This window comes from Bremerella cremea (genome assembly GCF_003335505.1).
Classification (GTDB): Bacteria; Planctomycetota; Planctomycetia; order Pirellulales; family Pirellulaceae; genus Bremerella; species Bremerella cremea_A.
The window spans coordinates 356067-382858 of the sequence record NZ_QPEX01000045.1 but is presented as its reverse complement, the minus strand read 5'-3'; the positions used below and the strand labels follow the sequence as shown (position 1 = coordinate 382858).

20 protein-coding genes are annotated in these 26792 nt (G+C 54.0%); 17 read left to right on the top strand and 3 right to left on the bottom strand.

Features of this window, described 5'->3' with window-relative positions:
- The first annotated feature begins 35 nt into the window (after positions 1 to 35).
- The 3 genes from fabG (at position 36) to fabF (ending at position 2549) form a co-directional block, all read left to right on the top strand.
- Complete coding sequence (fabG, locus tag DTL42_RS22350; protein ID WP_114372377.1) at positions 36 to 806, top strand: 3-oxoacyl-[acyl-carrier-protein] reductase; 771 nt, start codon at positions 36 to 38, stop codon at positions 804 to 806.
- A 215-nt stretch (positions 807 to 1021) separates the two neighbouring features.
- Positions 1022 to 1258 (top strand): acyl carrier protein, encoded by a 237-nt coding sequence (gene acpP / locus DTL42_RS22345; protein ID WP_105350808.1) that lies wholly within the window; start codon positions 1022 to 1024, stop codon positions 1256 to 1258.
- 49 nt (positions 1259 to 1307) lie between these two features.
- Positions 1308 to 2549 carry a beta-ketoacyl-ACP synthase II gene (fabF, locus tag DTL42_RS22340; RefSeq protein ID WP_114372374.1) on the top strand — a complete coding sequence of 414 codons (1242 nt, stop codon included), beginning with the start codon at positions 1308 to 1310 and terminating at the stop codon, positions 2547 to 2549.
- A gap of 106 nt (positions 2550 to 2655) precedes the next feature.
- Here fabF and DTL42_RS22335 read toward each other — a convergent pair whose 3' ends face one another.
- The gene (locus DTL42_RS22335; RefSeq protein ID WP_114372372.1) at positions 2656 to 3864 is read right to left on the bottom strand and encodes an MJ0042-type zinc finger domain-containing protein; all 1209 of its coding nucleotides are present in this window, start codon (positions 3862 to 3864) and stop codon (positions 2656 to 2658) included.
- Between the two features lie 281 nt (positions 3865 to 4145).
- Between DTL42_RS22335 and DTL42_RS22330 the strand changes: the two genes are divergently transcribed.
- The 10 genes from DTL42_RS22330 (at position 4146) to DTL42_RS22285 (ending at position 18822) form a co-directional block, all read left to right on the top strand.
- Positions 4146 to 5078 carry a hypothetical protein gene (locus DTL42_RS22330; protein WP_147274406.1) on the top strand — a complete coding sequence of 311 codons (933 nt, stop codon included), beginning with the start codon at positions 4146 to 4148 and terminating at the stop codon, positions 5076 to 5078.
- A 143-nt stretch (positions 5079 to 5221) separates the two neighbouring features.
- Positions 5222 to 6484, top strand: a complete 1263-nt coding sequence (locus DTL42_RS22325) for a hypothetical protein (RefSeq protein WP_114372368.1) — start codon at positions 5222 to 5224, stop codon at positions 6482 to 6484.
- Between the two features lie 210 nt (positions 6485 to 6694).
- Complete coding sequence (locus DTL42_RS22320) at positions 6695 to 8041, top strand: beta-ketoacyl-[acyl-carrier-protein] synthase family protein (protein ID WP_338065631.1); 1347 nt, start codon at positions 6695 to 6697, stop codon at positions 8039 to 8041.
- A gap of 160 nt (positions 8042 to 8201) precedes the next feature.
- Positions 8202 to 9428 (top strand): ABC transporter ATP-binding protein, encoded by a 1227-nt coding sequence (locus tag DTL42_RS22315; protein ID WP_114372364.1) that lies wholly within the window; start codon positions 8202 to 8204, stop codon positions 9426 to 9428.
- 154 nt (positions 9429 to 9582) lie between these two features.
- Positions 9583 to 10797, top strand: a complete 1215-nt coding sequence (gene nusA, locus DTL42_RS22310; protein WP_114372362.1) for a transcription termination factor NusA — start codon at positions 9583 to 9585, stop codon at positions 10795 to 10797.
- A gap of 260 nt (positions 10798 to 11057) precedes the next feature.
- Positions 11058 to 14048: a translation initiation factor IF-2 gene (gene infB / locus DTL42_RS22305; protein WP_114372360.1), complete on the top strand. Its 2991-nt coding sequence runs from the start codon at positions 11058 to 11060 to the stop codon at positions 14046 to 14048.
- Between the two features lie 45 nt (positions 14049 to 14093).
- Positions 14094 to 14531, top strand: coding sequence for a 30S ribosome-binding factor RbfA (rbfA, locus tag DTL42_RS22300; RefSeq protein WP_114372357.1), 438 nt, complete (start codon positions 14094 to 14096; stop codon positions 14529 to 14531).
- Between the two features lie 62 nt (positions 14532 to 14593).
- On the top strand, positions 14594 to 15487 hold the full coding sequence (locus DTL42_RS22295; RefSeq protein ID WP_114372355.1) for a hypothetical protein: 894 nt from the start codon (positions 14594 to 14596) through the stop codon (positions 15485 to 15487).
- Between the two features lie 267 nt (positions 15488 to 15754).
- The gene (locus tag DTL42_RS22290; protein ID WP_158545515.1) at positions 15755 to 17974 is read left to right on the top strand and encodes a tetratricopeptide repeat protein; all 2220 of its coding nucleotides are present in this window, start codon (positions 15755 to 15757) and stop codon (positions 17972 to 17974) included.
- Positions 17975 to 18072: 98 nt separating this feature from the next.
- On the top strand, positions 18073 to 18822 hold the full coding sequence (locus DTL42_RS22285) for a YebC/PmpR family DNA-binding transcriptional regulator (RefSeq protein ID WP_114372351.1): 750 nt from the start codon (positions 18073 to 18075) through the stop codon (positions 18820 to 18822).
- A 6-nt stretch (positions 18823 to 18828) separates the two neighbouring features.
- On the opposite strand, the gene DTL42_RS22280 is transcribed toward DTL42_RS22285, so the two are convergent.
- Positions 18829 to 19155: a Rieske (2Fe-2S) protein gene (locus tag DTL42_RS22280; RefSeq protein WP_114372349.1), complete on the bottom strand. Its 327-nt coding sequence runs from the start codon at positions 19153 to 19155 to the stop codon at positions 18829 to 18831.
- 133 nt (positions 19156 to 19288) lie between these two features.
- Here DTL42_RS22280 and DTL42_RS22275 point away from each other — a divergent pair, with 133 nt between their 5' ends.
- The 4 genes from DTL42_RS22275 to DTL42_RS22260 all read left to right on the top strand — a co-directional run bounded on the left by DTL42_RS22275 (position 19289) and on the right by DTL42_RS22260 (position 25930).
- Positions 19289 to 22126, top strand: a complete 2838-nt coding sequence (locus tag DTL42_RS22275; RefSeq protein WP_114372346.1) for a tetratricopeptide repeat protein — start codon at positions 19289 to 19291, stop codon at positions 22124 to 22126.
- Positions 22123 to 22473, top strand: a complete 351-nt coding sequence (locus DTL42_RS22270) for a MazG nucleotide pyrophosphohydrolase domain-containing protein (RefSeq protein WP_114372344.1) — start codon at positions 22123 to 22125, stop codon at positions 22471 to 22473. Before DTL42_RS22275 ends, DTL42_RS22270 begins: the two co-directional genes overlap by 4 nt.
- 233 nt (positions 22474 to 22706) lie before the next feature.
- Positions 22707 to 24980, top strand: a complete 2274-nt coding sequence (locus DTL42_RS22265; protein WP_147274405.1) for a hypothetical protein — start codon at positions 22707 to 22709, stop codon at positions 24978 to 24980.
- Entirely contained in the window at positions 24977 to 25930 is a 954-nt protein-coding gene (locus tag DTL42_RS22260) for an ABC transporter ATP-binding protein (RefSeq protein ID WP_114372340.1), read from the top strand. The genes DTL42_RS22265 and DTL42_RS22260 overlap by 4 nt, the downstream gene beginning before the upstream one ends.
- Before the next feature lie 26 nt (positions 25931 to 25956).
- Here DTL42_RS22260 and DTL42_RS22255 read toward each other — a convergent pair whose 3' ends face one another.
- Positions 25957 to 26754: an HpcH/HpaI aldolase family protein gene (locus DTL42_RS22255; RefSeq protein WP_114372338.1), complete on the bottom strand. Its 798-nt coding sequence runs from the start codon at positions 26752 to 26754 to the stop codon at positions 25957 to 25959.
- Positions 26755 to 26792 lie beyond the last annotated feature (38 nt).

Sequence of the window (26792 nt, the reverse complement as noted above, 5' to 3'; positions counted from 1 at the left end):
CTTTGTTGGCATATTTAAATTAGGCAAGATTTCTCATGAGCGATGCTGTCTGGAATGCACTTCCCGTTGATTTGACTGGAAAGGTGGCCGTGGTTACGGGGGCCTCGCAGGGGATTGGTCAGCAGATCGCGATTGGTTTGGGGGCTCGTGGCGCTAAGGTCGCATGTGTCGCTCGCAGTGCCGACAAGCTGGCCGAAACCGTAGCGGCCATCAAAGAGGCAGGCGGCGACGCGGAAGCGTTTCCGTGCGACGTGACCTCGCGAGAGAGTGTCGAGCAGTTAATCGACAAGATCGCCGACGATTGGGGTAAGGTCGATATTTTGGTGAACAACGCTGGTGTCACCCGCGATAACTTGCTTCCTCGTATGACTGATGAAGAATGGGACACGGTGATTAACACCAACCTGCGTGGTATGTTCCTGTTCTCGCGTGCTGCCTCAAAATACATGATGCGGGCACGCTTTGGCCGGATTATCAATATCAGCAGCGTGTCGGGCATTATGGGGAACCCTGGCCAGACGAACTACTCTGCCTCGAAGGCAGGCATGATTGGCTTCACGCGAAGCCTCAGCCGCGAGCTGGCAGGCCGTAAGGTAACCATCAATGCGATATGTCCTGGCTTTATCGAGTCGGACATGACCAAGGCCCTGGGGCCTGCCGTCGAAGACGAGGTCAAAAAACGTATTCCAGCCAAACGCATGGGCAAGCCGCAAGAGATTGCTGATGCCGTGCTGTTTTTGGCCAGCGACAACGCCGCATACGTCACCGGTCAGGTGTTGACCGTCGATGGTGGCATGACCGGCTAATAAATCATGGAAACATCCTAGTGGCATTGACTTAGAGGAATGAAATTCTCTAAGAGCATGTTTCCTGAAAATATAGGATGGATCGGGTGGTGTCCACCTTGACCCTTTTTACTTGGGTCATCTATCTTGTTGAGCTTGAACCTTAATAATAAATCAACTTAGGCCATCTAAAGAGACCCTCAACCAGTCTCTCGCCCCAAAACGGAGGACACGTCGTGTCGGTAGAAGAGCGTGTAATCGAAATTGTTGCTAGTCAGCTAGGTGTTGATAAGGAAAAGGTTTCTCGCGATAGTTCGTTTGTGAACGACCTCGGTGCCGATTCCCTCGACATGGTCGAGCTAGTTATGGAATTGGAAGAAGAATTTGATATCGACATCCCGGAAGATTCCGCGGATAAGATTGAAACGGTTGGTCAGGCAATCGATTACTTGGAAGAAGCCAAGAATTCGTAAGCTGCCGATGCTTTTTCTTCTCGCTAGAACCCCAAGCGTTCACTGAATCATGAAACGTCGCGTTGTCGTTACCGGAATGGGGATTGTCTCCTCGCTAAGCTGTCACTTGGATACCTTTTGGTCCAAGTTGATCGCTGGCGAGAGCGGCATCCATGATATCAAGATCCTGGATACCTCCCGTTTCAAGGTGAAGTTTGCGGCCGACGTTCATGATTGGGCGCCTGACGATTACATCGACTCGAAAGAGCAGAAGCGACTTGATCGTTTCTCGCAATTTGGAATGGTCGCTGGAATCGATGCGGTCAAAAATTCAGGCTTGGATTTTTCGCAAGAAGATTCCTATCGCTGTGGTGTTATTCTCGGTTCTGGCGTGGGGGGCATTGCCACCATCGAAGAGCAAACCGAGAAGCTGCTAACCAAGGGTGCTGATCGTGTCTCTCCGATGACGATTCCGCGCCTCATGCTAAACGCAGCCGGGGGAAATATCTCGATTCGTTATGGCTTGCGTGGCCCTAATTACACGGTTGCCACGGCATGTGCCAGTGCGACCAATGCCTTGGGCGACGCACTGAAAGCAATTCAGTACGACGAAGCCGACGTCATGATTTCTGGCGGGACGGAAGCTGGCATCACGCCTATGGGGATTAGTGCCTTCTCGAACATGAAGGCCCTTTCGTTCCGTAACGACGATCCTGCTAAAGCAAGCCGGCCGTTCGACTTGGACCGAGATGGGTTTGTCATGGCGGAAGGTGCTGGCGTGGTCGTGCTGGAAGAACTTGAGCATGCCAAGGCTCGCGGTGCTACCATTTTGGCTGAGCTAGTAGGATTTGGCTGCAGTGGCGATGGGGGGCACATTACCTCGCCTGATCCCGAGGGACGTGGTGCAGCCCGGGCAATGCAAAATGCCCTGAACGATGCCTCGCTGGCACCAGAAAAAATCGACTATATCAACGCCCACGGCACGAGTACTCCTCCGGGGGACAAGGCCGAAACAACGGCGATCAAAACCGTTTACGGCGACCACGCTTACAAGCTGGCTGTTTCCAGCACCAAGAGCTCGCTGGGGCACTCTTTGGGGGCCAGTGGTGGTATCGAGTTGATTGCTTGCATCAAAGCGATCAACGAAGGCATCATTCCCCCGACGATTAATCTCACCAAGCCAGATCCGGCTTGTGACTTGGATTACACCCCGAACGAAGCTAAGAATCGCAAGGTTTGCTATGCGATGAGCAACAGCTTTGGTTTCGGTGGGCATAATGCTTGTGTGATTGCCAAAGAGTACACCGAGTAGTTCTTTTGCAATCCGTGATTGCCGAGCAGCAAAGTTCAAACAGAAAAAAAGCCCCGGTGAGTTTGCTCGCCGAGGCTTTTTTCTGTGTTGTCTGTGATGGGCAATGTTACGGGAAGTTCACCGAATTCAGGTAGATGGTTCGTTCATTCTCATCGACGCTTTTGATCTCACCAAACGTGACATGGGGCACTAGGTCGCTGATTTCACCTTCGTAGTGCAATTCGACCACCCCACCGGTATTGCTACTCGAACTCGCCGCCGATGCTGTATCGGCCAGCATTGGTTTCAGGTGTTCCGTAATCATCTGTCCGTGTTTGACCTCCAATTCTTGACCTCGGAAGGTCACCGTATTCTCGAAGCCGTATCTCGACTGGAAGTTGGTTAGCGGTTTGTTGGATCGACGACGCGTAGGAGTCGGGCTTTGGCGTTTCGGGGCAGGGGAGTTTGCCAGTCGTGTACGGGCAGACGAAATCGCGTTACTAACCTCTTTGCCAGCGGCTTGGAAGTCGAGCATGGCGTTGGTCACCTCAGCGTTACGGTTGTACTGAGCCATTCTCTGGCCAGCTGCTTTCATTCGAGGCAGGAACTCTTTGGTGCGGCGTTCCGCCTCTTGGCTGAGCTTCTTGTTGTTCTCGGATGAGATCTTAGGAAGATTGGCAACCTGAGTGGCTAGGCTTCGCAGTTCGGAAGAAAGGCCGTTCACGGTGCTAACAAACTGAGGTAGGTCTTGTTCGCCATTCACCCCTTCCATGGCATCGATGAAGCGGTTCATGAGCTTCATTTGGGTGTCGAGAACTTCGTGATGCTGCTCGAAGTTGGCTTGGTCGTCACCCGGAGCGCTGCTCGCGAACGAGTTTCCCGCAGGCGAGCCGTTGCTCGGTAGTGGCGGGATGCTCGAACCGCCCCAGTCGCCTGCACTGTTAGCAATCGAAATCCCGACCATGACAATCACGGCCACAAGTGCAATGCCCCCAACACCTATGACAATCGGGGCAATGGGGATTGATCGCGACGCGGCTTTTTTGCGGGTCATCGGCGGAAGCGAGCCTAGCGTTGGCGCTGGCGAACTGGGGGATGCCAGGTCGGCAAAGATGTCCTCCTTTTCTGGGCTATCGCCGAAAAGGTCGCTATCGCTGAACCCGACGGGGCTTGGGGCTGATCGAGCTGCGGTTGGTTTCGGCGACGAGGCGGCATAGACCTTGGCAGTGAATTTTTGAGAGCATTTTTGACATTTTACTGACTTGCCCGCGATATCTTCGTTTGCAACGGAATATTTTCCTTTACAGTTCGGGCAGACAACAAAGAGCTTTGGCATAGGAAATAATTATCCGGTTAGGGGGGACGTTCTCGGGTCGATTTTATTCATCAGTAGGAGCGAATGCCACGTTAAGCAGCCCACTTCACGAGGTTAATAAAAGTTAGGTTCGCAGTTTTTTTGACTAGTCGTTATCAGCACTGACCTATTCGTTCTGGGGACGGTTTCCTTGGGATAAACCTTGCGTTTTCGCCGGTTTTGGGGAAAAATTTGTTATTGAAGTGATTCGCCTCGGCGAGTCGCTAAGCGAGTTGAAGCCTTTCACGCATGAGCCCTTTTCCATGATTCGAATTACTTGTCCTTGCTGTGGTGTCGGCATTAAGGCCGAAGATCGCTTGATGGGACAGGATGTTCGTTGTCCGAAGTGCTTGAGCCCGGTCAAGGTTCAAAGCCCCGGCAAGGCTGACTTGGCTAAGATTGTCGAGCCGAATTACGAGCCGCAAACGCAAGAGGACGATCAGCCAAAGGCAATCGACTGTCCCAAGTGTGGTAATCACCTGCGAATTGGCGAGTACCTTTGCAAGCGTTGTGGGTATCACGTCAAGTTAGAGGCATTCTTCGAGGTGCTTACCTCCGAGGCTTTGGCTGCCGGGACCGAGCCGAAAACCAAAATGGAACGCTGGCTGGAAACGCAATTGCACGAATTGTCGACGCCGCGCGACTTTATGATCATTTCGGCTTTGTGTGCACTCTTTTTTTGCTTGGTAGCTGTGGTAGTGGGGAGGATCTTTGCTGGCCCACTGATCGGAACCATTTTGGGGCTCATTGCCTCTGCTGGGATTGCCCTGATTTGGTATGTGTTGATGCAGCGTTTGGGGGTGATGAACGATCCAAAACGCGAGGAGCGGCTCGTCCGCGAGCGGAATAACGGCCTGGAAAAAGTGGTTCGTGACCCAGGTAAGGGGAGGGTGGTAAGTGAGCAGCGATCGAAGCCTGTGCCGGTCGGTGTGAAAGAAAAGGCGTCAGCTTCGCCAGAGCCACAGATGCTAGCGATCCCGGAATACGAGGTCGATGATATCGATTTATTTAGCGATGCGCCCCCGAAGCGAGCCAAGCCGACGCCAGCTCGACCGGTGTCGAGTCCGAGTCCTCAGAAGGAAACGGCGACAAGGGCTTCTTCTACGTCGCCTGCCGCACCCTCGACGCATCGTCCTGCGGCTCCTACCAAAAAGCCGGCACCGAAAGATGATGATTGGCTAAACGATCTTCTTTAGGTGAATCCCCGGGTGCTATCGCTCGATTCGTCTTGCTACGACTTTAACGCGTTTCTATACTCCGGCGACTTTCGGCGATAATTCTCAGCCAAATCATGGAATCGGCGAGGCTGTATCGACGTAAAATCACGGAGGATTGAATCATGGCACTTCGATGCCTGTTTAGCATGCTATTGGTCGCTTGTGTCGCTCAGGTGGCGTTTGCCCAGTCGGCGCCCCGCCCTATGCCGATCAGTGGCGGCGGATCAAGCGGCGAGAATTCCTCCTTGCAGTGGCGAAACCCAGGGGCTTCGGTACCGGGTCGGCCAGTTGCGAGTGTTCAGCCTGCCGCATTCTCGACCGAACCGAGCGTTCCGCCAAAAGAGAATGTTTCGTCCTCTGGTACGTTGCTCAAGGTAACTTCCGGCTTAAAGGAATTGCCCAATGATGCCGGGCAAGTTTGGCGCGATTATGACATCACGCCCTATACCTCTCGCGTGACGACAACTGCGAAGCCAGAGCAGGCCATCATCGATTGGATTTTGCGTGAAACAGGTACGGATGTCTGGTTCGGCGAACCTTTAGGGATGTTGCACGCCAGTAAAACGACTTTGCGTGTTTACCACACACCTGAGATGCAAGAGGTGGTTACCGAGATTGTCACCAAGTTTGTGGACAGCCAAGCCGAAGTGAAAAAAATGGGGGTGCGGATGGTGACCGTTACCAGTCCTAACTGGCGACGTTTGGCTTACCGCATGATGCAGCCCGTTTCGGTGAAAACGCCGGGGATCGAGGCCTGGCTGATGAGCAAAGAAAATGCGGCTGTCTTGTTGAACGAATTGCGACAGCGGAGCGATTTTCGCGAGCATCACGCGGCCGATCTCTTGGTGCATAACGGCCAGTCGAGCACGATTTCGATGTTGCAGCCGCGAACGTTTGTTCGTGGAGTGCGAGCCACGCAGACGTTTCCTGGGTATGAGTTGCAAAGTGATCAGATCGAAGAAGGCTTTGCAATGGAGGTCAGTCCCTTGCTCACACCGGACGATAAGATGATCGATGCGGTGCTAAAGTGCAGTGTCGATCAGATCGAGAAGTTTGTGACCGTCGACGTCGATGTTCCCACGGCGGGAAGGCGGCAGGCCGTGGATATTCAAATTCCACAAATGGTTAGTTGGCGATTGCACGAGCGATTTCGCTGGCCATCAGACCAGGTACTGCTGATTAGCTGTGGCGTCGTTGCTCGTCCGCAGTCAGGCATGGCTGGAACGGCTCCGCAAATTCCAGGTTTGGCGGCATTGTTGCCGGAACGACCCCCCAGAGCGGATGGGTTGATGTTTGTTGAGTTCAAGGGGGATGCCAAGACCGGAGCGGGGCAGCCAGTAACCACGGCTCAGCCAGCAGCGGTCGATAGCCGCGGGCGATATTAATAAACCGAAGCAGCTCTTATGGGTGGCTTGATCTTGTGTTTGGCTAGTTGGCTGAGGGTGTGGGATCGACTTGCGAGCAAAATCTAAGGTTTTGGGCGGTAGAATTTTGCTTCCTACGTACAACGCGGCAGGGGCTTGGCTCCCATCGACATTGTCGCGATGGTGCCCTAAAATTTTGGGTCACTATTAAGAATCCCCAGCACCCACGGCATGGACTCTTTTGCCCTGGTGTCGATAGGCGTACGAATGCAACCGAGACGAGTAGTCATAACCGGTATGGGACAGATCAGCCCGCTTGGGATCGATCTGGACTCCTTCTCTAGTGCCCTGCAATCAGGTACTTCAGGAATTCGCAAGATTGAGAGCTTGCCAGCCGAAGCGCTGCCAAGTCCGTACGCTGGCGAAGCACGTGAATTTACCGGCAATATCGCCGACTTTGGCGAAGTTGGCAAAGAACAGACACGTTCGATTCGTAAGAATTTGAAAGTGATGTGCCGCGATATTCAGATGGGCGTTGCGGCGGCGCAGCGAGCTCTGCAGCACAGCGGCTTGGCGATGGGAGATTACGATCCTGTCAGGTCAGGCGTCATCTTTGGTTCGGACTATATGATGACCCTCCCCGAGGAGTTCGACAAAGCCACTGCGGCTTGTTTGAATGACGAGGGTGAGTTCTCGTTCGAAAAATGGGCAGAAAAGGGTTTACCAGAGATTACCCCGCTTTGGTTACTCAAATACCTGCCCAACATGCCGGCCAGCCACGTGGCTATTTTTAATGATATGCGTGGCCCAAATAACTCAATTACCTTGCGAGAGGCCTCGGCTGGGGCCGCGTTGGGTGAAGCGATGATGACAATCGCGCGTGGGCACGCCGATCTAATCATTGCTGGATCAACAGGGACGCGGGTGCATGAAACGCGCACCGTTCATTCGTTTTTGCAAGATCCTATTGCCGAGGGGACCGACGAAGGGGCAGGGCAGTGTCTGCCGTTCGATTTGAATCGTCGGGGCATGGTGATCGGCGAAGGAGCTGGTGCATTGGTCCTGGAGTCTCTAGAGCACGCTGAGGCGCGAGGGGCTAAGATTTTAGGGGAAGTCCTTGGCCAGTCCATTTCAACAGGGTGGAATGCCGATCGTTCGCCGGATCGGCCGACGGCAATTGCCAATGCCATGGCAATCGTCTGCCGTGATGCAGGGATCGGGGCGGGCGAGATTCAGCATATTAACTCCCACGGTCTGGGGGCTAAACAGTCAGATTGGGACGAAGCGGCCGGTTTGACGAAGTTTTTGGGAGAACTGGCAAATAAAACGCCAGTGGTCGCCATGAAGAGTTACTTTGGTAACCTGGGGGCCGGTGGTGGCATCGTAGAAGTGATTGGTAGTCTTCTCGCTCAACAGCAAAAAATGCTTCCTGGTACGCTTGGTTTTACCACGAGAGACCCAAAATGCGATTTGAATATCGGCTGCGAACCGCAAGAGATCTCGTCGGATGGCGTGTTCGTCAGCTTGAACTTCAGCCCGCAAGGTCAGGCTTCGGCAATCGCCATTCGCGGGGTTTAAGGGGGTGTGCTAGCAGTGCAGTTGGTTGACACTGCGGCCTCTGACCGGTATCTTAGCGGGATTGTGACTGCCACTAAGTTCAGTACGTAACACGGCTTTCATTTTGAGAGCCGTTTTCCGTTTGGTAAGTAAACCAGTCGGCAGGCAGCAGCAATTAATCATGGCGAAAGTCGTTCTAAACCAAGTTGATAAACGATTTTCCGATTCAATCGCTGCGGTTTCCGAGTTGAATTTAGAGGTTGCCGATCGAGAGTTTTTAGTCTTGGTAGGTCCCAGTGGTTGTGGAAAAACGACCACATTACGGATGATTGCCGGGCTAGAAGAAGTTTCGAGCGGGCAGATTGCCATTGGGGGGCGAGACGTAACACACGTTTCGCCAAAAGATCGCGACATCGCTATGGTTTTTCAAAACTATGCGTTGTATCCCCATATGACAGTCAGGCGGAACATGGCGTTCGGCTTGCGACTTCGCTACGGTGGGAATTTCGTTTCCCGGTTGTGGCGGCGCTGGCGAGATGCCGAAAACGCCGCGAAGCGTGAAGAGCAGTATCGACAAATTCCTGAAAAGGTCGACCAAGTGGCCGACACACTAGGAATTCGCAAACTGTTAGATCGTTATCCGCGTGAGCTTTCGGGTGGCGAACGTCAGCGGGTGGCATTGGGACGCGCGATTGTGCGTGAACCGGCTGCTTTTTTGTTTGACGAGCCTTTGTCGAATCTCGATGCAAAATTACGTGTCGAGATGCGACGAGAATTAAAAGAACTCCATCGCCGCCTAGGGGCGACGATGATATATGTCACACACGATCAGGTCGAAGCGATGACGCTCGGAGACCGGATTGCGGTGATGGATAAAGGGGTTTTGCAGCAAGTTGGTCCTCCGGGCGAGGTTTATCATAAACCCGCCAATCGGTTTGTGGCCAGCTTTCTGGGAACGCCTGGTATGAATTTGCTTGAGGGAGAATTGGTCGAGGAAAATGGCCGATTCCAGTTCCGCAGTAGCGGATTGCAACTGGATATCGCGGCCAACCAACGCCCTCAGCAAGAACCAAGCGGCGCGAGGCAAGTTGTTCTCGGCGTCCGACCGGAAGATATCCTCTTTGCTGAGGCATCTTCCGCCGATTGGCTGGCGGCTGGCCACGGTCAGGTAGAACTGATCGAATCGCTGGGAGATGTGGGCTTTGTTCACATTCGGCTCCCAGGTGACGGGGTAAACGATGCCGTTTTGCCTCGGCTGACTGCCAAAGCTGGCATCGACTCGGCGGACGGTATGTTCTTGGGCTCCGGCCTAAAAGAGCAAACCGTGCCGATTGCGTTTCGGGCTGCGGCGTTGCATTGGTTTGATGGAAAAACAGGTCTGCGTCTTTCGTCCCCCGGACGAAACTGACTCGGCCGCCTTGTTTAGGTGGCCGGAAGACCGACTTACAATTTGGTAAAATACGGCAGACCATTGCCGAAAGTAAGCCTGCTCTAGGTCAATGGAAGGGAGTCCACCGACTCGCCAACCCAGAGCAGCAATTATCGTTGAAAGTGAAGGACTCATGAATCCGTCTGAAGTCTTGCGAATCGTAGATGCGATTCACCGGGACAAAAAGATCGACAAAGAAATCGTCTTCCTGGCGATCGAATCGGCATTGGTATCCGCTTCGCGGAAGTACCATTCCGAGGACGCCGAGGTCGTGATCAATATCGATCGAAAAGACGGGACTATTAGCGGCCATATCGATGGCGTCCCCATGGACCCGGAAGAAACCGTCGGTCGCATCGGGGCTCAAACGGCCAAGCAAGTCATCATTCAAAAAATCCGCGAAGCGGAACGCGATGCGCTGCACGAAGAATACGACGATCTAATTGGCCAAATGGTCAATGGAATCGTTCATCGCAGCGAAGGTGGAGCGACGATTGTCACGCTGGATAATGTCGAGGCGATCTTGCCTCGTAGCGAACAAATTCCAGGGGAATCGTTCCATGCAAATGATCGCGTTCGCGCGGTAATTTTCGAGGTGCGTAAGCAAGGCAGCCGCGTGAAAGTGGTGCTGAGCCGTACCAATAAGAAGTTCGTGGAACGCCTGTTCGAACAGGAAATCCCTGAAATCACGGAAAGTGTGATCGAAATCCGCAACATCAGCCGCGAACCTGGCTACCGCAGCAAGGTTGCCGTCGATAGTTCTGATCAGCGAGTCGATTGCGTTGGTGCGTGTGTGGGGGTGCGTGGTAACCGCATTAAAAACATCGTGGATGAACTTGCCGGAGAACGCATCGATATCGTGCGTTGGAGCGAGAATCCACAAGAATTGATTACAAACGCCTTGCAACCGGCTGAAGTCGAGGAAGTCATTCTGTGCCAAATGATGGGTCGCGCCATCGTTCTGGTACGTGAAGATCAGCTTTCTCTGGCAATTGGTCGGCGCGGGCAGAATGTCCGTCTCGCCAGCAAATTGTGCGGATGGGACATCGAAATCATGCTTCGCGAAGAACTCGAGGAGCAAATTGAGCGAGCCGTGTCAGGCTTCAGTACCATTGAAGGTATTACCGAAGAAGTGGCCGAACAGTTGGTTGGCGAAGGCTTTTTGTCTTACGACGACCTTTCGGTGATTGAAACGGATGCCATGATGGAAATGGGCGAGTACACGGAAGAGCAAGTCGAACAGATACGCGATCTGGCCGAACAGCAAGCGGAAAAGGCCGAAAGGGCCATGGAAGCTGAACGTCGACGAATTCGCGAGGAAAAACTCAAGGATGGCTCCGCACAATGATTAAGCGGAGCCTAATTTTCGTATCACCTCGGCGGCGAGGCCTTTCCCGATGAGTTCCCAATAGCGAAACGAATCGGGCGGAGGTCGCACTCGTGTGCGGGCTGCCGGATTCACCGAACCTCTGGTTATGACAATCGGGCGTTTGGTTCGTGGTTGGCAAGATATTTGGCGGGACATAGGATGATTAGTCCCGGTAAACCGATGATTCGTGAGGTGATCCTACCTCCGTCATCACCAGAGAACTCAGCAGGAAGGCACAAGTGCCCATACGAATTTACGCGTTAGCTAAAGAACTTCAGGTAGATAGCAAGCAACTCGTCGACATTTGCAATCGCGCAGGTGTTACCGGTAAAGGGTCTGCACTTGCCAGCCTGGACGATGACGAATTAGTCAAAGTCAAAGCATTTCTTAACAAAGACTCCGGCGGAGATGACTCGCGCCGTGGAAGTCAGGGGCGGTCTACCGTCGAAGAACCCATTCGCCCAGAACGGCCTGTTCAGCCGGCGAAGCCCAAGCAAATTCGCACGTTAGGCGGACCTTTGGGGGGGCGGGTACGCACCAAGGACGAACAGGGGAACGAGATCGAGGAATCGGACTTGGCTGCCTCCTCGGTTGCTACCGAAGAAGAGGTTTCGCCCAGCGCGGAATCGCCCGAATCGTCTGCTCCTCCGGAAGTCGAAGCGGAAGTGGCGGCTCCTGCCCCAGCGGAAGAGGCGGAGGAGGTAGAAGATACCTCAGACGAGACGCCTGCCGATAGCCAGGAAGAAGAAGCCCCGGTTGCTGAGACGCAGGAAGTGGCTCAGCCGACCGAGGAAAAGCCACAAGAAAAAGAGCAGCCTGCGGCAGAGAAGCCCGACCCAGACGCACCGGTCCGAGGAATTCGCCGTGGTGACTACATCGCGATTGGTTCTCAGCGAAAGGTCCGCACCATAGGTGCTGGTGGTCCCAAGAAACCGGACGACGACCGGAAGGGACGCGAAAAGCCGAAGCCGAAAAAGGCTGGACCGGTCGTTAAGATTGCCAAGATGCCAACCGCTCCGGCGCCAAAGCAGACTCCTGAAAAGAAAGAGCCTGCCGCGCAAAAGCCAATCATGCAGTTGCCCAAGGAGGCCATCAAAGGGGCCAAAAAAGGGCAGAAAGCTCCTCTCGAAGAGTTCACCAAGCTGCATGAAAAGAAACGCAAAACGAAGGATCGTAAGTCGGTCGCCGACATCGAAGAAGTCGTAGAGGTTCGCGAGGGTGACGAAGCCACACCACGTGGCAAGAAAGGGAAGGGCAAAACAACCGGCATGGCCGGGATGGCCGGAAGCCGCGATGCCCGCACCCAAGGGCGTAAGCGTAACCGAAACGTTGGCTCGATTTATGGTGGCGACGATGGTGAAACTCGTGGTCGTCGCTCGCGGCCACGTCGCGAAAAGTCGAGCAACAAGGTTTCGACTGCCGCACCTCGAAAGACCGATGTCGCCCTGGAGTTGCCGTGTTCCTTGCGAGAGTTCTCGGAAGCGACCGGGCTGCCAGTCCAAGCCGTTCAACGCACGCTGATGGGGCTGGGCCAGATGGTCACGATTAACGCCAGCCTTGATGCCGAGACGGCTGAATTGCTATGTGCTGAACATGGTATCGATTTGCAAATCAGGGAACCAGAGTCGATCGAAGATACGCTTCTCAACCAGATCGACGATAAGGTGGATGCCGACGAAGATCTCTTGGAACGTCCGCCGGTTGTCACCTTCCTGGGGCACGTCGACCACGGTAAGACGTCGCTGCTTGATAAGATCATCGGTCTCGATGTCGTTTCAGGTGAAGCAGGCGGTATTACGCAACACATCCGAGCTTACATTGTGGACAAGGGCGAGAAGAAAATCGCCTTCGTCGATACGCCTGGGCACGAAGCATTTACTGAAATGCGTGCTCGTGGTGCCAATGTTACTGACATTGCTGTGTTGATTGTGGCTGCCGACGACGGTGTGATGCCGCAAACCGAAGAAGCGATCAGTCACGCCAAAGCGGCCGGTGTACCGATCATCGTGGCTCTGAATAAGATGGACGTTCCCGGGGCGAACCCCGACAAAGCTCTCCAGCAGCTTTCGCAGCACGGTCTGCTTCCGGCTGAATGGGGTGGCGATGTCGAAGTGGTGAAAACCAGCGCCATCACCGGCGAAGGTGTCGACACCTTGCTGGAAACGATCTTGTTGACTTCGGAAATCCACGAATACAAGGCCAACCCCAGCCGCGAAGCGGTGGGCGTGTGCCTGGAAGCGGAACAAGAATCCGATCGCGGTGTTCTGGCCAAGTTGATTGTGAACAACGGTACGCTCAAAGTGGGCGATGTGGTTGTGTGCGGTTCGACATTTGGTCGCGTCAAGGCGATGTACGACACGCTGAACCCACGTATTCGCTTGGAAGAAGCGCCTCCGTCGACTCCGGTGAATGTGACCGGTTTCGATGAAGCCCCTGCTGCGGGCGAACGTTTCTACGTTCTGGACGATATCGCCGATGCCCGTGAGATCGCAGAAATGCGAGCGAGCCGTAATCGCGAACAGCATTTGGGTGGTCACACCGTCAAGATTTCGTTCGAGGACTTCCAGGCTCGTCTGCAATCCGGCAATTTGGCTGGTGACGAAGCAGGGATTGTTTACCTCAACATCATCTTACGGGCCGATACCCGTGGTTCGATCGAAGCCATCCAGAAAGAACTGGACAAGCTCGATCACCCCGAAGTCAAGGTCCGCGTCATGCAGGCCACCGTGGGTGGAGTTACTGTGGCGGACGTAACGCTCGCTTCGGCTTCCGATGCCGTGATTGTGGCGTTCAATGTCATTCCGGATGAAGCCGCGCGTAGCTTGGCCGATGATCGTGGCGTCGAAATTCGTCGTTACAGCATCATCTACAAGGTGACCGAAGACATCAAAATGCTGTTGGAAGGACGTTTGCGTCCCGAATCACGCGTTACCGAATTGGGACGTGCTTTGGTTCAGCGAACGTTTACCGTCAGCCGTATCGGTACGATTGCCGGTTGCCGTGTGTTGGGTGGCATCATCGAACGAAACTGCCGTATTCGTGTGAATCGCGATGGCCGTGGTATCGGTGAATATCCGCTCGACTCGCTGAAACGCGAAAAGGACGACGTCAAGGAAGTTCGCGAAGGTTACGAGTGCGGTATCAAACTCGGCGGCTTCAACGACATCAAGGATGGGGACATTTTGGAAGCGTTCAAGGTCGAGGAATTCGCTCGAACTTTGGAAAGCTAAATTTATTCCCTCCTAGAGTTAGCCCCTTGATTGGGGAAAGGACTTATGACGTCACGTCGAACATTAAAAGCCGCATCCGCGATTCGGGAAGTTGTCAGCATGGCAATCCTGACTCGCTTGCGCGATCCCCGCGTTAAAGACGTTACCGTGACGAAAGTGGAAGTGGCCGGCGACATGCGCAGTGCCAAGGTCCACGTTTCGATCATGGGGGACGAAAAAAAACAGTTGCAGTGCCTTAACGGCCTGCGACGATCGGCAGGTTTTCTTCAAGCCTGTATCAAAGACCGCATCGACACACGCTATATCCCTAAGCTCGAATTTGAGATCGATAAGGGAGTGAAGCAGTCGTTGGAGGTTAGCCGCATCCTGAAAGAGGTTCTGCCTCAGGAAGAAGACGCCGAAGATCCTTCGCCAGAGAATGTGGCGGAGGATCTCGATTCTGAAGAGGATGACGAGCCGGTCGACGAAGGTGATCGCTCGTAACGTTTTTCTTTCCGTTTGCCATTCAATCAGCCAAGAACCACATCAGAGAATCCACAAAGAACATGGCCGCCGCAAACCGAGCAAATGTTTTTACCGCTTCCCAGAAGGTAATCAAAAAGCACTACTCTTCTGCGGGTGCGGACAAGCGGAACATCGTAGAACAGTTGGTCTTCGCGGCGATCCTAGAAAACGCTCCTCGCAAAGTTGCTGACGAGTGTTTCGAGGTGATGCAGAAAGAATATATCGACTGGAACGAAATCCGCGTGACCAGCATTGCTGAGTTATCGGAGATGTTCACCAAGCATCCCGCCCCCGAAGCAGCTTCTTCGCGTGTGAAAACCCTGCTGCAAAATATCTTCGAGTCGGTCTACGGATATGACTTAGAAGGAATGAAGAAGGGAAACCAAGGGAAAGCAGTTGCTCAGATCGAAAAGTATGGCGCTACACCGTTTGTTGTGGGTTACGTCACGCAGCACGGTTTGGGTGGGCATGCGATCCCGGTCGATAGCGCGCTGGTCAATCTGATGTTCGTTCTGGGGGCGCTCAGCGACAAGGAAATGGACAAGTTGGCAGTCCCTGGAATTGAGCGGGCGATCCCTAAGACCAAAGGGGTTGAATATGCCGACATGATCCATGAGCTGGCAGTCGACTTTCAAGGAGCTCCGTTCTCGAAGAAAATTCGCGATCTTCTGCTCGAGATTTCGCCAGATGCGAAGACACGCTTCCCCAAACGTGTTGCAGAAGAACCAGCATCCGAGTCCAAAGAAGACGTAGCGAAGAAGGAAGCCGCGACGAAGAAGGCGACCACCAAAAAGGGGGCCGCCAAGAAGGAAGAGCCTGCCGAAGCCGACGCTCCCAAGAAGACGACGAAAAAGTCCACCACCAAGGCAGCTGCTAAGAAAACCACGACTACCAAGAAGTCGTCGACCCGGATCACCAAGAAAAAGCCTAAATAGGCTCCCTGCTAAACTCCGATGGGGGCCGCTGAGACAGGAAATTGAATTCGTCTTGGACGAGAATTCACTCGCAGGATAAAATTCAGGACGTACCTTTCGGGGGGAAGCCGACTTGGCTTCTGCAATGGCAACGGCGCTCATTTGCGTGGCGTGCAGAGAAAGACTGTTCTCTGCCGTTTCGTTAACGCTCGATCCAAGCCCTCGCTCGTTTTCGTCTCTCGCCGCCCGATTGGGGGTTTCATGATATTCCGGTCGTATCGATCTGTCTTGTTCTTATTGCTCTTTCCGCTCTTAGGAATGCTGTCTCAGCCGAGTACCAGTTCGGCAGACAATGCCGCTTCTGGCAAGTCTCCTCCAAAGACGTCTACCAAGGATGACGTTCCTTTTGATCTCCTGCCCGAGCCGTTCACGGCGCAGACCGGGCGAAATGAAGCGGCCGATAACCGCTTAAAGTTGACCACGCTGCTTACCAAAGCTCGACTCCAAGATCATCGTGGCGATCTAGAAGGTGCTTTGCAAACCTACCAAAGGGCCTCTCGACTTAGCCCTGGTTCCCCGAGCATTTTGCAAGAGATCGTGCGGCTTGGATTCATGCTCAAGCGTAATGAAATTGCCTCACGATATGCCATTCTGTTGGCAGAGAATCAGCCCACAATGTCTGCGGACGCGCTTTTGCGGATCGCTAATTATTGTCTGGAAGATGCCCAAGCGACGCGTGCTGCGGAGTTGTACCAGCGCGCGGTGAAAATGCTCGCACAAGAGGATGCCCACGCTCAGGAATTGGGAACGCAATTTCGTTTGCTAGGGCTCTACCTTTCGCATGGCGAACCGAAGAAAGCGGCGCTGCATGCCGACGAGGTCAGCAAGATGATCGCCGACCCAAAGAAGTTTGGTTTAGAAGAAGTGATCGAGCAGTTTAGCGAAGGTGGCATCCGGGCGACCTACGACCAGCTTGGTGAAACTTATTTAGCGGCTGGCGAAGCAGACAAAGCAGAGAAGATGTTTGCGAAGTCAGAAGAAACCGAGTCGCGGCCTGCCATGGCGTTGGTTCATGCGGCAGAGGTCGCAGCCGTGCGTAAGGATTGGAAGGCGGCCGAGGAAAAGCTGAATGAGTATCTAGCGGCCAACTATCAAGATGCCGGCAAGAGACCTTACGAGCTTCTGCTGAAAGTCACGCGTGAGACCGTCGGTAGCCCTGAAGCTGCCCTGCAGAACGTTATCGAGCGGCTACGTCCGCTTCATGATCAAGCACCGGAATTTGCTCCGCTGGCTTACTTTCTCTCTGATTTGTATGCCGAACAAGATAATTGGGACGAGGTCGTGCTGACCGCAGGGCCGTTGATCGAAGCCGATACAAATTCAGCGGCCCTGGCAAACTTGTGCCAGGCCTATACTGCCCAAGCCGATTGGGCAGCGTTAACCACATTGCTGGCGACGGGGCTCGATGCTCAGTACGAGTTGACAAGGCTAACCACACCCCTGGCGAAGCTGATTGCCGATCCAGAAAAGTGGGCTGCTTATCAGGCGTATCTCAAGTCGCTGAAACCGGAATCGTTGGCATTGAACGAGCGAATCGGTGTAGCTCGACTCCTGCAAGAATCGGATGAAAGTGAGCTGGCCTGGGATTGGTTGCAGACGGCGTTGCCTGATCTCGACAAGCAGGAACAATCTCGTCTATTGATGCAGTTCGGCTTAAAGGCGTTTCGCAGCGATCAAGAAGTGGTGGCCGAAAAGGCACTTCGCGCGGCAATCAAGCTGGGCATGCCAAAATCGCAGACCTCACTTTTCTATTTCTACCTAGCAACCATTCTGGAAATGCAAGGCAAAACCGACGAGGCCTTGCGAACGGCCAAGCGGGCAGCGTTGTTAGATGAAGAGTCGGCTTTGCTGCGTAGTCGAATCCCCTGGATCTTATATCACGCTGGCCGAACCGATCAGGCAATTGAAGAATACCAGACCTTGCTCAACAAGTTTGCCAGCGATTACGACAACCAGCAAACGCGTCAGGTTGTCCGCGAGGCCAAGCGTTTGCTTTCTAGCTTAGCCAGTCAAAATGGAGACCTAGATATCGCTACCGAATGGTTAGAACAGGTGCTGGATGAATATCCCTACGATACCGGCGCGATGAACGATTTAGGGTATCTGTGGGTCGATAACGGACAGAACTTGGGACGCGGCTTCGATATGATCCGTCAGGCGGTTGCTGACGAGCCCGGCAATTATGCTTATCTCGATAGCCTGGGTTGGGCGTATTACCGCCTGGGACGTTACTCCGACGCAATCTATCAGTTGGAAAAAGCGGCCGAGATTGCCGGCGACGATGACGGCACCGTGTTCGATCATCTCGGAGACGCCTACATCGGGGCAGGGCAACCACAGAAGGCGATCGAAACCTGGAAAAAGGCTCTCGAATCGCTAGACAAAGAGAAAGAAGCGGACATCTTAAAACAGGTGCAGGAAAAACTTCAGCAGCAAAGTCAACGTTAGTTGCTTGGGCCCTGATTGTATTTTGAAAAGCTTGTTCCGTTGCTAAAAACCGCGTTGCCGATAGACGGCACATAGCTGACAGATGAAAGATTGAGGCGATGGCCGGACATTCCCACTGGGCGAATATCAAAAGAAAAAAAGAGGCAGTCGATAACAAGCGGGGAAAAATTTGGACCAAGCTGTCCAAAGCGATTTCCGTAGCCGCTTCAATGGGAGGGGGAGACCCCGATGCCAACCCGCGACTTCGCTTGGCCATCGCTGACGCAAAGAGTGCCCGTATGCCGAACGATACGATCGATCGGGCTATCAAACGCGGCACTGGCGATTTGAAAGGTAGCTCGATCGAAGAGATCCTCTACGAAGGATATGGTCCGGCGGGAGTGGCGGTGATGGTCGACGTGTTGACCGACAATCGCAACCGTACAGCTTCGGAGCTTCGAAAAATCTTTGATACCAGCGGCGGCAATCTCGGCGCAACTGGCTGCGTGGCTTGGAACTTCGACCGCAAAGGAGTGATCAACATTCCGTTAGAGCAAATCAGCGAAGACCGCTTGATGGAAATCGCCTTAGAGGCTGGTGCCGATGATATTCAGCGCGAGGAAGATGGCTTCACGGTCACTTGTCAGCCTGAGGTCTATTCCGACGTGCAAGAGGCGTTGGAAGCAGCGGGAATCGAAGTCGATAGCTCCAGCGTGACTCGCTTGCCGAAAGATTCTGTCGAGGTAGAAGGAAACGACGCCCGCAAGCTAATGAAGCTGATGGCCGCTCTGGACGATCACGACGACGTCCAAGGTGTCTCGGCCAATTTCAATATCTCGGACGAAGTGCTGGAGGAAATCGAAGGCTGAGCAATTTCAGGCTTTTTCGCTTTTGGATTCTACTCGGACTTGGATTTCGTCGCCAACGACACGCACTTCGAAGCAGTCGACCTTAATCTTGGGATTATCGAGCCAGGCTCCATCGCATAGTTGGAAGCCCCAGGCATGCCAGGGACAGACAACCACGCCATCTTCCAGTGGGCCAGTAGCAAGCGACGCTCCCATGTGAGGGCAAAAGTCGTCGATTGCCTGGTAGCCTTCTGGGGTGTTGAAGACGGCGACCGTGCGACCTGCCACGTTAAACGCTTGGCCTTGTCCTTCAGGGATGTCTCCGACTTTGGCTACGGTATGAAAATCAGACATCGGCTTGTCGCTTCTCTGGGCGAAAGTCTTCGCTCTGGGGGCTTGGTGAGACTAGAATAACATCTGTTTTGCATTCTAGATTTTTCCCTCTCGGCATGACAGGGCAGAGCAGGGGAAGGAGCCAGTTGATTTGATGATACGCTTGGTTGTTGCCGTAATGGCTTGTCTCGCTTTGTTGTTGGTGACAGACACTTTGTCGGCCGCCGACGTCAAGGCGTTGCGTACCGATTACTTGCGTGGACGCTATGCCGAAGTAATCGAGAAGCTTGGCGAGCAGCCGGCCTCGGCGGAAGAAGCCAGGCTGGCCATCCAAGCCTTTGACGCTCAGGGTAAACGAGACGAAGCGTTGGCCCAGGCGGAAGCCTATCTCAAAGAGGGGGCCGGCAATGCAGATATCTGGGCCGAGACCGCCCGATTGCATTTCGAGCGGGGCCAGCACGACGAAGCGACGGAAGCGGTTAAGCGTGCATTGGCGTTAGATCAAGAGCAAACGCTCGCCCGTTGGCTCGGTGCCGAGCTTGCTCGTACCCGTGGAGATTTGGACGAAGCCCTAGCTGGCTACGAATGGTTTATCGACTATTACAACGACAACGACCAGTTCGACCAGCCTGAAGACCTTTACTACGTAGGCTTGGCCGCAGCCCAATATGCACGTTGGACACGCAATAGCAGCCAGTTTCAATTTTTGGTGAACGAGCTTTTCCCAGAAGTATTGCAACGAGATAAAGAGTTCTGGCCGGCTGAGTTGGCCATGTCGCAGCTCTTCGCCGAAAAGTACAACATGGCCGAAGCCGCCAAGCATTTAAATTTGGCGGTGGCGATCAATGCGAACAGTGCCGACGTGCTCGCGCATAAGGGAGCGATTGAACTAGACGGCTATCAAGTCGACGCAGCACTGCGAACGGTCGAACAAGCACTAACGATCAATCCTCAGCATGTCGTGGCGAAACGTCTGCAGGGACAAGCCAAGCTAACCGACTTTCGTCCAGAGCAAGCGATTGAGCTTCTGCAAGAAGCGGTCACCCTGAATCCCCAGGACCAAACGACGCTCGGCTATCTGGCTGCGGCCATGTTGGCAGCAGATGGTGAGGCAACGGTCGATGCCGATTCCGACGAACCAACTCGCTTTGGCAAACTGCTGGGCGAAATCGAAGCCCAGCACAAGAACCCCGGCGAGTTTTATGCAGCACTAGGCGAAGGTTGTGACATCGTCCGCAAATATCCCGATGCGGTTAAGTATCTGCAGTTGGCCAGCGAAAAGATGCCGCAGTTGATCAGCGTGCATGGTGACCTGGGCATGGTTTTAATGCGGTTGGGAGATGAAGCAACTGCCAAGCAGGTATTAGACGAGGCTTTTGAGGTCGATCCATTCAACGTTCGCGTTAAGAACACGCTGCAAGTATTGGATGTCCTGGCCCAATACGAAACCATCGAAACCGATCACTTTTTAGTTCGCTTCGATCCCACCAAAGATCGTTTGCTGGCGGTTTACATGTCTCGCTTCTTGGAAGACGAAGTCTTTCCCAAGGTGTGTCAGGGGCTCGACTATACTCCGCAGGACAAGACCTTGATCGAGATTTTTAACGATGCCAAGAACACCAAAGGGCACGGCTGGTTCAGTGCCCGCATGGTCGGTTTGCCTTACATCGGCACTGTGGGGGCGTGTGCCGGGAAGATGATCGCCATGGCTTCGCCCGAATCGGTCAACGAACCGTACAACTGGGCTCACGTCATTCGGCACGAGTTTGTGCATGTGGTGAACTTGCAGCAAACAAAATTTAATATCCCGCACTGGTTCACCGAGGCACTCGCGGTTAGCTACGAAAGCGAACAACGCCCGCCCGATTGGAACCAGATACTCGCGCGCCGCTTGGCCGAGGACAACGTTTTTAATCTCGAAAGTATCAATTACGGATTCATTCGGCCAAAAGACCAAGACGACTGGACGATGGCCTACTGTCAGGCGTATTACTACTCGCAGTTCATCGTGCAAGAGTTCGGCGACGACGCGCTACAGCGGATGCTGACCGCATATCTCGAGTACCGTACGACCGATGAGATCTTGCAAGATGTTTTTCAGGTCGACAAAGCAGACTTCGAGCGTCGCTACCTCGCGTTTCTGCACAAGCAGGTCGAAGGTGTGAAGTTGGCTTCGTCCGATAAGCGTGCGTTTGCCGAACTGGTTCAAGCAGCGGAAGAAAACCCGGAGGATGCCGACGCCCAAGCCGAACTGGCTTACGTTTACTTTCAACGAAAAGCATACCCCGACGCCCGTAAGTTTGCGCTCCAGGCGGTTGAAGTCGATAACAAGCACCCCCTCGCCAAGTACGTGTTAGGGCGACTTTATCTAACGGTCGGAGATACCGAGAAGGGGCTGGCCCAGATCGAAGAAGCGGCCAATAGCGACCGCTTCGAGCGAAACTCGGTCGCTCTGTTAGCCGGGCTGCGGATCAAGCAGGGAAAGATCGACGAGGCCCTGAAGTATTACCAACGAGGGGCCGAGCAAGAACCAGCAACGACCGATTGGCAGGAATCGATTCTCCGCGTTTATCTGCTTAAGAAAGATAACGAGGCGTTGGCGAAACTGATTCCAAAGTTATCGGCCCTTAAGCATCACGACCCGCTGTTACGCAAGAAGATGGCCGAGATTCTGATACAACAGGAGAAGTGGGACGAAGCGGTCCGTTGGGCCTACGAGGCCATTGGAATCCGCGTTTCGGATGCCGATGCACACGCACTGCTTGCCCAGGCCTATCGTGGCCAAGAAGAATGGGAATTGGCTGCTCGCGAGTTTGAGGTTGCTGGTCAGCTACGACCAAAAACGGTATCGTGGTCGATCGAGGCGGCCCAGTTATATGCGAAGGTCGACAACCAGGAAAAAGCTCAAGCGATCGCCAAGCGTGTGTTGGAAATCGAGGCCAACAACGCTGCGGCGGAAGCCATTTTAAAGAACGCATCGGATTCCCCATGACCGACAAGAATTCCAGCGAAAACGATTCCGCGCCCTTGGCTGGGGACGTTGGGTTTCGTCAGCTTCAGCAACTCATCCGCGAGATGTACTTCGAGAAGGACGAGGCCCGCGGGATTGAGGGGACCTTCATGTGGCTGATGGAAGAGGTGGGGGAACTTTCTTCCGCCCTGCGAGGGGGTACCCATCAAGAACGGAAAGAAGAGTTTGCCGACGTCATTGCTTGGTTGGCAACGATCGCCAATGTGGCCGGAATCGACTTGGCGGATGCGTTAAACGAAAAATATGGCAGCGGTTGTCCTGGCTGCGGAAAGTTCGTTTGTACCTGTGACGATGCGGAAAAACCGTAACATTAGGCGTAAACTTCTGAGGAAATTCGGTTCGCTGGTCGTTTCCGCCGCTCGCCCATCACCCACGCGGCGACTATCCTAGAGGGTTTACCTTGTCTCAAAGAGTGATTCTTATGGGCAAGGCCGCGGGAAGCTTTAGCCGCCAAACGGATGAGGTGGCCGAACAAGCCGGTTGTTTGCCCGTAATAAACGTACCGCGAAGAGAACGGCCCCAGGCTTGTTTGGGAATCAAGATGCGGAGCTTATCCTACAACCTAATTTTCCGCTGGTTCGCTTCGTGTCTGCTTGCGCTCGTTTGTCTGGCGCATACTCCTTCTGGGTTCGCTGCGGAAGAAGCCGTGGCAGAGCAAACCCCGGGCGAAAGCGGTTTCTGGGTTGCTAACGAGCACAATATTCAAGACATTTCGGTCGAACTAGGCATCGCTGGTCGCTTCAAGTTAGGAAGCTGGACCGAAGTTCGGCTTTCTCTGCCAAGCGATGCGTTTGAATCCCAGGCCAACGTCACGGTTATCGCTCTCGATAGTGACGGGGTTCCGGTAGAAGTCAAAGCCCCTGTTCCAGAAACAGTTAACGGCCGGATGAACTACCGTGTGCCGGTGAAAATCGGTCGCCGAAGCTCGAACTTGCAGATCCATTTCGTCACCGGCGAGCCTGGGAACAGCCAGACAACCATTCGCGAGATTCCCATCGTCGATCTGGCCGAACCGATCCAAGCCACGCAGCGTTGGTTCTTGCAAATTGGTGCCGACCTGGGCATGGCCGATGCGCTCCAGCGTTACAGTTCGCGGCTGGGGGATACAACCGTGCTGCTGCCTTTGTCAGAACCGAGCCAATTGCCTGAGGCTTGGTACCTGATGGAAGGGGTCGATCTTGTGGTTTGGACTGCCAACGATTCTGCCCAGGTCGAAAAGTTTCAGCCGAAGCAGCTTGAGGCCCTTCAAGAGTGGCTCAAGCTGGGTGGCCGCATGGTAATGTCGGTGGGGGCGCGGGCACCTGAGTTGATTGCCGATTCGAAGCCATTGGCTCGTTTCGCTCCTGGCAAGTTCGATCGGATGGCCGAGGTACGCGATACCACCGAACTGGAAGCGTTGGTGGGGCGAGAAGCTCGCATCGATCGCGCAGTGGGCGGAGCACTAACCGTGGCCGTTCTTAAAGAAACGATCGGGGTTAGCCGTGTCGTGGAAGGTTCGCGACAAGCGAGTTACCCTTTGTGGATCCGCAGCGCTGTCGGTTTCGGCACGGTCGATTTCTTTAGTTTCGATTTCACGGCCGATCCAATCGCCTCGTGGGAAGGACGCGAACCACTGCTCAAGATCTTGTTGGAAGATATCAGCGACCGGCAAGAAGAAACCAAGAACGCGGCTCCTACTGGAAGGAGCGTGGCGCACTTTGGGTACACTGATATCGCCGGCCAGTTGCGCATGGCGCTCGATCAATTTCCTGGCGTACGGAATGTATCGTTCTTTATGATCGGGGCGATCCTCGTCGTCTATCTGGTGTTAATTGGTCCGGGGGATTACTTCTTTCTACGTCGCTTTAAATTGCGAATGGAATGGACTTGGGTGACCTTTCCGGTGATTATTTTGCTGGCCAGCATAGGGATCTGGCGGTTGGCAACCTGGTCGAAAGGAACCGCGTTGAAGTTAAACCATGTGGAAGTGTTGGATGTCGATATGGCTTCTAGCACGGTCCGTTCAACTTCCTGGTTTCATCTCTTTAGCCCAGAGACGAAGCGATATGACATTCGTATTCAGCCAACCCACATTCCGGCAACGGCCTGGAACCAGCTAGAAAGCTGGCAAGGGCTCGCAGGTTCGGGGTTAGGAGGCATGAGTGCTCGACAGTCAATTTCGACGGTACCCACGCCCTATGCGATTGATTTTGCACCTGGTGACCTTACGGACGCTTCGCTCAAGCAAGTGCCCATTCAAATCTGGTCGTCCAAAACGTTAATGGGACGTGGTTGGGGCGAGATGGACGAGTTTGAAGCTGAGCCACTCAATGAACGTGAAAGTGAATTGATCGACGGCGTGCTGCACAACCCGACCAACATGACGCTGACCGACTGCTACGTTTTTCACGGACGATGGGCGTACTTTGTAGCCACCTTACCAGCGAACGGGACGGCCCGTCTTGTGCCTGGGCAATCGGTGCAAAACACCGGTAAGGTGCTCAAGCGTCGACGTGTGCAAGAGTTGTCGGAAGGGGATTCTTTGTGGGATCGGCAAAGTACCGATGTGGCACGGATCATGGAAGTGGCCATGTTCTACAGTGCCGCTGGTGGTCCTGGCTTTACGAATCTATCGAATCGATTTCAAAGCTACGTTGATCTTTCCTCGCACATTCATGGCGACCGAGCCGTGTTGGTTGGCAAGGTCGAACAGCCAGCCTCGCAAGTTCAAATCGATGGTGCCCCAGCCGCAGAAGGGGATTCGCAAACGTGGTCGTATGTGCGAATCGTCTATCCGGTTCAACGACGTAGCGATAGTGAGACAGCACAACGATGATCAAGACCATCGACTTAACGAAGAAGTACGGCGATTTCTACGCGATCAAGGGGATCGAACTCGACCTCGCCCAAGGGGACGTATTCGGGTTCATCGGGCCTAATGGTGCCGGCAAAACGACCACCATGCGGATCATCGCCACGCTGCTGAATCCGACTTGGGGCGAAGCGTACGTCTGTGGCAACTCGATCTATACCAAGCCTAAAGAAATTCGCCGCTTGGTCGGTTACATGCCTGACTTTTTCGGTGTGTACGACGACATGAAGGTGATCGAATATCTCGAGTTCTTCGCCGCTGCGTATCGCATTAATGGAACTGCTCGTACCAAAGTTTGTAACGAGATGCTCGAACTGGTCGATCTCGAATTCAAACGGAACGCTTTCGCCAATACGCTTTCTCGTGGGCAAACGCAGCGTTTGGGGCTGGCCCGCGTGTTGCTCCACAATCCGCAAGTGCTGCTATTGGACGAACCGGCAAGTGGTCTCGACCCGCGAGCCCGAATTCAGATGCGGAACCTGCTGAAACGTTTGCGAGATATGGGGAAGACGATCATCGTGTCCAGCCATATTCTGCCGGAGTTGGCGGACGTTTGTAACAAGATCGGAATTATCGATCGGGGTGTACTGGAAGTAAACGCCTCGGTTACCGAAGTCATCAAGCAGGTCAAGCAAAAGACAACGCTGTTGATCGCAGTCGCCGGAGACAACGACGCCGCCGGCAAAACGTTAGAGCAATCAGATCTCGTCGAGTCGATCGAATCCCGCGTTGATCATCTGTTGGTGACACTCAAGAAAGACGTGGAAGACTATAGTGATCTGCCGACGCTTCTCATTCAAGCAGGGCATAAAATCACGATGTTCCGCGAAGAAGAGATCAACCTTGAGTCAGCCTTTATGGCATTGACCAAGGGAATGGGCCAGCAGATTTCCTCGGAACCGACCGCTGGTTGATTCTCCCGTTCGCGGGCAAGTAAGGATTAATAACGGGCCAGATCACGCTCGTCGCCATCAGGACGAATCTTCTTAAGCGACTGCTGAGCGTAAACCGTCATCATCCGCAGATCGCTTCCTACAGCCAAAAATTGCATCCCTTCGGCAGCACGTTGCAACGCTTCTTCTGGCTCCATCGTGTGCATGCCGGTCGGACAGTTGACCTTCTTGCCGGCCTCTATCACGCGTTGAATCATCGCTTCATGTTCTTCCGGCGTAGGGTCGGTTCCAGCGGCAGAACGCATTTGGGCTCGTAGGTCGTTCGGGCCGACGAAAATAGCATCGCAGCCAGGCAAAGCGTAGATTTCTTCCGCGTTCGCCACTCCGGTTGGGCTCTCGGTTTGCAGCACGACCAAAATTTCGTCGTTCGCTTTGGCGTAATAGTCGCCGGCAGTCGCGCCGAAGTTCATCGCGTGCATCCCACCACCAACACTGCGGTTGCCCAGCGGTGGGTACTTGGCCGCAGCAATGGCAGCTTGGGCTTGTTCGACCGTATCGACCATCGGCACAACTATCCCCCATGCGCCGGCATCAAGCGTTCGTTTAATGGTTGTGTGGTCGCCATCCGGAATACGTGCCAACGGGACACACCCGGCATCGGCCACCGCGCCGAAAATCATCGTGGCTTGGGCCCAATCGATGGCCGAGTGCTCAAGATCCAGTGTTAGCCAATCCCAACTCATGCGGGCCAACACCCGTGTCGCGTAGAGGTCGCCCAGCGTCAACCACGTTCCAAAGGTCGGTTCACCGGCACGCAATTTCGCTTTGACAGGATTTTGACGCATGTGTCAGTTCTTTCACTGGGGATATGGGGCAGGGGAGG